Below are 6,532 nucleotides of genomic sequence, written 5' to 3'. Positions count from 1 at the left end.
CGGCTAGCCGGGGCCGTCCGCGCGCGACTGGACGCCTGGTCTCCCGGTCCGGATCCGGCGGCCGGGCTCGCCGCTCCCCCGGGCGACGTCCTGCCCGTCCCGGCCGTGAGCGAGGACGCGTACCGCGGGCAGGTCCGCGCGATCCGGCGCGACATCCGCGACGGACGCGTCTTCGAGTGCTGCCTGACCCACAGGTTCGAACAGGCGCTTGCGGCCGATCCCTGGACCCTCTACGCCGTCCTGCGCCGCGACAACCCGGCGCCCTTCGCCGGTTTCCTGTCCCACCGGGACGCGACGGTCATCTGTTCGTCGCCCGAGCGCTTCCTGCGCCTCGACGAGCGGGGCATGCTCGAGACGCGTCCCATCAAGGGCACCCGTCCCCGCGGCGCCGGCCCGGCCGAGGACGCGCGTCTGCGCGACGAGCTCACGGCCTCGGCGAAGGACCGCGCCGAGAACGTGATGATCGTCGATCTGGCGCGCAACGATCTGGGCCGCGTCTGCGAGACCGGAAGCGTGCACGTGACCGGCCTGTGCGAGGTGGAGGGCTACGCCAACGTCTGGCAGCTCGTGTCCACCGTCCGCGGCCGGCTGCGCGCGGGACTGGACGGCATCGACGCGGTGCGGGCCTGCTTCCCCGGCGGCTCGATGACCGGCGCGCCCAAGATCGAGGCCATGAAAGTGATCGACGAGCTGGAGCGCCACGCGCGGGGGATCTACGCGGGCGCGATCGGCTGGCTGGAGTCCAGCGGCGCGCTGGACCTGAACGTCGTGATCCGCACCATCGTCGCCAGGGACGGCCGCGCCACCTACGGGACCGGCGGCGCCGTCACCGCCGACAGCGAACCGGGCGCCGAATGGCGGGAATCCCTGGACAAGGTGCGCGCGCTGGCCCGGGCGATCGCGACCGTCAGCGGTAACCCGCCTTGATCTCCCCCCAGCTCCGGCGCGCGGCGGGCGCCGCGCAGGCGGCCGTGTTGGCGCCGCCGGGGGAATCGTGCGTGCAGACGGCGAAGTCGCCGATCCCCCAGCCCGCGGTGCAGCGCACGGCGTGGACGGGTAGGAAGGGGCCGTCCGGTCCCAGCTGCGTGTCGCAGTAGACCAGGTCCCCGGACAGGGGCGTCTCGATCAGGGCCAGGCATTCCACCACTGCCAGCCAGGGCTCGACGTCCAGCACGCCGTCGTCGTCGAGGTCGAGATCGTCGTCGAGGTCGCCCGTGAAGCCCTCGACCAGCATGTGCGTCACGTTGTCGCTGTTCTCGAAGTTCAGTGCGTAGGGTATGACGACATCGATCTCGCCGCAGGGAATCGACGCATCCTCGCCGACCGAGAGATAGCCGTCCGCGCCGATGGCGTGACCGGACAGATCGATGGCGGCCTCCACGACGCCCGAGCCCTGGCCGCCGTCTCCGATCACCACGTACCAGTAACCGGCCAGGGACTCGCCCGGCGCTCCGGACAGCTCGAAGTACTCGTCCACGTCATCGGCCACCTGATCGACGCGGATCTCGTTGAGCGACGGGATCGCGTCCGCGGCGACGGAAAGACAGAGAAGCGGCAGGGTCAAGACAAGGCGACGATCGAACACGTCCGGCTCCCGGTTGCGGTGGGGTTTTCTCACGAGGGAATATACGGACGAATCGCCTGGATGTTCACATCGACCCGGAGACCGCTCAACCGTCGCCCAGGCGCTCGAGCGCCGCCAGCTGCTCCGCAGCGCCGGCGCCGAGGACGGGGCTGTCGGTCAGGGAGAGCAGCGCCTCGCGCGCGGCGCCGGCGTCGCCGGACAGCAGGTACGCCTGCGCCAGGTACCAGCGGGACCGCTCGGCGATCGCCAACTGCGACGAGCCGGCGGCTTCGCGCAACGGCGACAGGGCCCCGGCGGGATCGCCGTCGAGCAGGCGGCTGACGCCCAGGTAGAGGCGCGCCTGCGCGTCCTGGTGCCAGCTCGCGTCGCCGGCGGCCAGGGCCTCGTCCAGCAGGCGGGCGGCGTCGCCGTAGCGGGCGGACGTGTACTGGGACATGGCTTCGCGGAACAGGACCGCGGCATCCGATTCGGCGGCGCGGGTGTCGACCTGGACGTAGGGGGCGGGTTCGAGCACGGCGATCCGGCGCAGTTCGTCGCCATCGGGCATGAGCACCAGCACGAAGACGGCGGCGACGGCCACCACGACGGGCGCCAGGACGCGCGGCGACAGCAGGGCGCGCAGCCATCCTGCCAGGCGTTCCGCCGGCGAGGATCCGGCCTCGCGCAGGGCGGTCTCCAGCGCCTTCCGGTAGCGCGCGGGATCGTCGCGCAGCGCCTGCGCCTCGGGCGCGTGTGCGAAGATCTCCTCGAGCAGATCCGGATCGTCCAGCGTGCCGCGTTCGAAGCGGAGACGGTCCTCCGCGTCGAGCAGTCCCAGCTCGTAGGCGGCCAGCAGGTCCGCGGCCGCGGGGATGCGTGTATCCTTGCTTTCAGACATGGCTCAGGCTCCCTTCCTCGGCATCGAGCAGGGCGCGCAACTGCGCGCGGCAGCGATGCAGAGCCACGTAGAAGGAGTTGCGGGATATGCCGGGATCCTCGCGTCGAGCCATTTCGAGGGCGCGCTGGGAAACCTCGCGCTGACCGCCTCCGCGCCGGTAGCTCTCCAGCAGATTCGCGAAGAGCCTGCCACAGCGCGGCGACTTGCGGGCCAGCGCCGCGACGGCGTCCTCCAGCCGGCTCGTGAACTCCGTGGTCTCCCGATCCTGGGTGGGATCGATGACCACGGCCGCCGAGCGGAAGGTCTGCCAGTCCTCCACGTGGGTCGTGCGTTCGACGTCGCGCTTGCGGGACTGGTAATGGTTGCCGATCACGTTCCTCAACACGGTGAAGCTCCAGACGAGAATGCCGGTGTCCCCGGTCCTGGCGTGGTACTTGTCGAGTACGATCTTCAGAGCATCCTGGACCACGTCCTCCAGGTGATCTCCGTGCACCCTACGTTTGGCGACCTGCAGGAACCTTACGCGCAGGGCGGAGAAAAGCTCGGACCGGGCGCGCTCGTCGCCGGCGACGGCGAGGGCGCAGAGCTCGTCGAGAGAGGAAGTGGGCGAATGGGCTCGATCCATGCGGTTCTCCGGAACGTGATCGCCGATCACCGTTCGTTGCCGTGGTGGGCGTTTCCGTGCATACTGGCCGGAGGACGGACGTTTCACGCCTTACACGTGCCAGGGGGTCGACCGGATGTACGCCCACCGTTCACAGACCACGGCCCACGCCCGCGCGCGCGGCGCGCGGCGGGGATCGACGGGATCATACTCGCCTTTCCTGCCTCGACTTGACAAGATCTTATTGGGATTGACGATCAGCCTCATCGTCCTGGCGGCGGGGCCGGCGGCGGCCGAGGCGCTGCCCGCGGCGGAGGCGGCCTGGCGCGCTTTCCTGCGCGGAGACGTCGCCGGGGCGACGCAAGCGGCGCGCGAGGGGCTGCGGTCCTCTCCCGACAACGCCCGTTTCGTCCACGTGCTCGCCCTGGCGGATACGACGGCCGTTTTCCCCGCGACATCGGCAGACGACCTGGCGAAAGGCGTACGCCGGGAGCAAGCCGACGACCACGAGGCCGCGCTGGCGGGCTTGACCGCCGCCCGCGACGCCTACGCGGCGAGCGGCGACTCCCTGGGCCTGCTGGTGGCCACAGAGCGTCTGGCCGCCCTCTGGATCGAGACGAGGGACTACCCGGCGGCCCTCGAGGCCCTGCCCGTCACCCTCGAGCTCGCCGGGAGCCTCGGCCAGCCCCTGGCCGCGGCCCAGGCGCGCCTGAACCTGGGACGCGTGCTGGTGCGCAGCCGCCAGGTCGAGGAGGCGGCCGGGTACCTGGACGCGGCGCTGGCCACGGCCGTCGCACACGACATCCCCGCCTGGGAAGCCGGCGCCCACCTCGCCCTGTCCATCGTCAGCCGCCTGCACATGGATCTGGACATCTCCCTCGCCCATCGCGAAGCGGCCCTGGACGCCTACACCCGCGCCGGCGACGAGGCCGGGCAGGCCCGCTGCCTCCACTACATCGGCACCATCCACATCTTCAAGGGAGAGCTGACACACGCCGCGTCGATGCTCCATCGCGGCGAGGCCATGGCGCGGGAGATCGGCGCCGACGAGGTCCTCAGCGGCTGCCTGGGCGACCTCGCGGGCATCGACTACCTGATCGGCAACTACGACAACGCCCTGGCCCAGTACGCCGAGGCCACGCGGCTGGCCGGCGATCCGCGCCGCCGCGGCTGGTACCTGCTGAACTCGGGCTCGATCCTGGCCTACCAGGGGCGGCACGAGGAGGCGCTCGCGGTCTACGAGGAGGCCCACGCGGCCATGATCGCCGCCGGCGACCACCGCAACGTGGCCTCGATCCTCCAGGTCAAGGGCCAGAGCCTCTGCGAGCTCAGGCGCTACGACTAGGGGCTGGCCAGGCTCGACGAGGCCATCGACTACGCCCGGGCGTGGGAACTGCCCCTGGAAGAGGCCTACGCCCTGCATTTCAAGGGCCACGCCCTGCTGGATCTGGGGCGCCTGGACGCGGCCGCCGCCGCCCTCTCGGCCGCCGGCGGGGTGGCCGAGGCCACCGGCTATTTCGACATCACCGAGTCGGCCCTGCTGGGCCGCGCCAAGGTGGCCCGCGCGCAGGGGCGCCTCGACGAGGCCCTGGCGCACCTGGAACAGGCCGTGGACATCGTCAACACGGTGCGCCGGCGCAGCGGCGGCTCGGCCGGCCTGCAGAGCGGCTACTTCAGCCAGGTGGGACGCTCGTTCGAGGAGATGATCAGCGTGCTGGGCGACCTGCACGCGGCACAGCCGGAGTCGGGACACGACCGCCGCGCCTTCGACACGGCCCAGATGGCCAAGGCCCGCTCGCTGCTGGATCTGCTGGCCGAGGCGGAGGTGGACCTGCGCGTGCGCGCGGGAACCGGCTACCAGGAGCGCGAGGCCGAGATCCTCGGCGGCATCGCGTCGCTGCAGGAGCGCCTCCAGGCCGCGGACCCGGACAGCGCCGCCATCATGGAAGCCGAGATAGCGCGACTGGAGAGCCGCCTGGACGTGCTCGAGGCCGAGTTGCGCGAGGCCGACCCGCGCTACGCCGAACTGCGCTACCCGCACCCCTGCACCCTGGCCGAGGCGCAGGGCGAAGTGCTCCACGAGGGCGAACTGCTGCTCGAGTACCAGCTCGGCAAGGAGGAATCGCATCTCTTCGCGGTCACCCGGGACGGCTTCCGGATGCTGGACCTGCCCGCGCGCGAGGAACTCGAGCGGCGCGTGCGCGACCTGCTGCCGATGCTGCGCGACTACAACGTCACCGGCGCCGAGGCGGCCTACTACGCGCCGGCGGCGCGGGAGCTGGCGCGTCTCCTGCTGGATCCCGTGACGGAGGAGCTGACCGGCGCCTCGCGCGTGCTGATCGTGCCGGACGGGGCCCTGCACTACCTCCCCTTCGAGGCCCTGCCGGTACGCGACGGCGGCGGCGCCCGCTTCTCGTCGCTGCCGTTTCTGGTGCTGGAGAAGGAGGTCGCCTACGCCCCCTCGGTGAGCGCCCTGCAACGGCTGCGCGCGTCGCCCGGGTTCCCGTCGTCCGCCGGCGGTCTGATGGTCGTGGCGGATCCGATCCAAGCCGCCCCGGAACAACAGAGCGTCTTCGCGCGCGTGGCCGGAGCCTCGGGGCTGCGCCCGGTGCCCCACGCGGACGAGGAAATCGAGGCTCTGGCGGCAACAGGGTTCGAGCCCTTCATCCTCCACCGCCACGGCGACGCCTCGGTCGCGGCCCTGGCCGCATCTCCCCTGTCCCTCGGCTGCCGCTACCTGCATTTCTCGGCCCACGGCCTCTTCAACGAGCAGAGCCCCCAGTACTCGGGCCTCGCCCTGTCCGCCGACCCCGACGGCGGGGACGACGGATTCCTGAGCGTCTCGGAGATCTTCGCCCTCGACCTGGACTGCGCGCAGGTGACCCTGTCCGCCTGCTCGTCGGCCCTGGGCGAGCAGATCGACGGCGAGGGCCTGGTCGGCTTGACGCGCGCCTTCCTGTATGCGGGCGCGCGCGGCGTCGTGTCCGCCCTGTGGGACATACCCGGCCTCGGCGCCGCCGCCTTCATGTCCGATTATTATGGGGGACTCGCCGCCGGAACCGCGAGCGCCAGCGCCCTGGCCGCGACCAAGCGCGGCATGATCCGCGGAGGTACCCGCGACGGCCTCGACCTGGCCCATCCCGCCCTGTGGGCGGCCTTCGTGCTCACGGGCGGCTAGGTCGGTTCACTCCTCCAGGACATCGCTGTTGCCCATGTCCACCAGGACGCGCCATTCGCCCTCTTCGCGGATCCAGACGTTGAGGTACTTGCCGGTCGAGGCGGGGGAGGCCTCGTCCTCCTCCGGCCAGGTCGCCGTGTAGCGCCCCCAGGTCCAGCCCAGGTCGCCCGCGGCGGACACGCCGCCTTCCCGGGGCGTCCAGTCCAGGACGAGGCCGGGCGCGTCGTCGAAGCCTGCGGCGATGGTCGCGCCGCCGCGCACGGGGGCGCCGCCCTCGGGCAGCTGGAT

Annotated in this window: 7 protein-coding genes; 3 read left to right on the top strand and 4 right to left on the bottom strand. The window is 71.7% G+C overall.

What is annotated here, in order from left to right:
* Positions 1 to 927: aminodeoxychorismate synthase component I (pabB, locus tag KJ554_15470; protein MBU0743730.1), on the top strand; the 927-nt coding region annotated here is incomplete at its 5' end.
* Here pabB and KJ554_15465 read toward each other — a convergent pair.
* The 3 genes from KJ554_15465 to KJ554_15455 all read right to left on the bottom strand — a co-directional run bounded on the left by KJ554_15465 (position 908) and on the right by KJ554_15455 (position 3,087).
* Positions 908 to 1,585 carry a hypothetical protein gene (locus KJ554_15465; protein MBU0743729.1) on the bottom strand — a complete coding sequence of 226 codons (678 nt, stop codon included), beginning with the start codon at positions 1,583 to 1,585 and terminating at the stop codon, positions 908 to 910. The genes pabB and KJ554_15465 overlap by 20 nt on opposite strands.
* An 85-nt stretch (positions 1,586 to 1,670) precedes the next feature.
* Positions 1,671 to 2,462: a hypothetical protein gene (locus KJ554_15460; protein MBU0743728.1), complete on the bottom strand. Its 792-nt coding sequence runs from the start codon at positions 2,460 to 2,462 to the stop codon at positions 1,671 to 1,673.
* Positions 2,455 to 3,087 carry an RNA polymerase sigma factor gene (locus KJ554_15455; GenBank protein MBU0743727.1) on the bottom strand — a complete coding sequence of 211 codons (633 nt, stop codon included), beginning with the start codon at positions 3,085 to 3,087 and terminating at the stop codon, positions 2,455 to 2,457. The genes KJ554_15460 and KJ554_15455 overlap by 8 nt, the downstream gene beginning before the upstream one ends.
* Before the next feature lie 229 nt (positions 3,088 to 3,316).
* Here KJ554_15455 and KJ554_15450 point away from each other — a divergent pair, with 229 nt between their 5' ends.
* Both KJ554_15450 and KJ554_15445 read left to right on the top strand, forming a co-directional pair.
* Entirely contained in the window at positions 3,317 to 4,411 is a 1,095-nt protein-coding gene (locus KJ554_15450) for a tetratricopeptide repeat protein (GenBank protein MBU0743726.1), read from the top strand.
* A gap of 150 nt (positions 4,412 to 4,561) precedes the next feature.
* Positions 4,562 to 6,244 carry a CHAT domain-containing protein gene (locus KJ554_15445; protein MBU0743725.1) on the top strand — a complete coding sequence of 561 codons (1,683 nt, stop codon included), beginning with the start codon at positions 4,562 to 4,564 and terminating at the stop codon, positions 6,242 to 6,244.
* 6 nt (positions 6,245 to 6,250) lie between these two features.
* On the opposite strand, the gene KJ554_15440 is transcribed toward KJ554_15445, so the two are convergent.
* On the bottom strand, positions 6,251 to 6,532 hold a 282-nt coding region (locus KJ554_15440), incomplete at its 5' end, for a nuclear transport factor 2 family protein (protein ID MBU0743724.1).

It is taken from the genome of bacterium (assembly GCA_018814885.1).
In the GTDB taxonomy this organism is placed as follows: Bacteria; Krumholzibacteriota; Krumholzibacteriia; order LZORAL124-64-63; family LZORAL124-64-63; genus JAHIYU01.
This window is presented reverse-complemented; position numbering and strand designations above follow the sequence as displayed.

Coding starts and splice junctions, on each gene's coding strand:
- KJ554_15455 (MBU0743727.1), bottom strand. CDS start 3,087: ATGGATCGAGCCCATTCGCCCACTTCCTCTCTCGACGAGCTCTGCGCC.
- KJ554_15460 (MBU0743728.1), bottom strand. CDS start 2,462: ATGTCTGAAAGCAAGGATACACGCATCCCCGCGGCCGCGGACCTGCTG.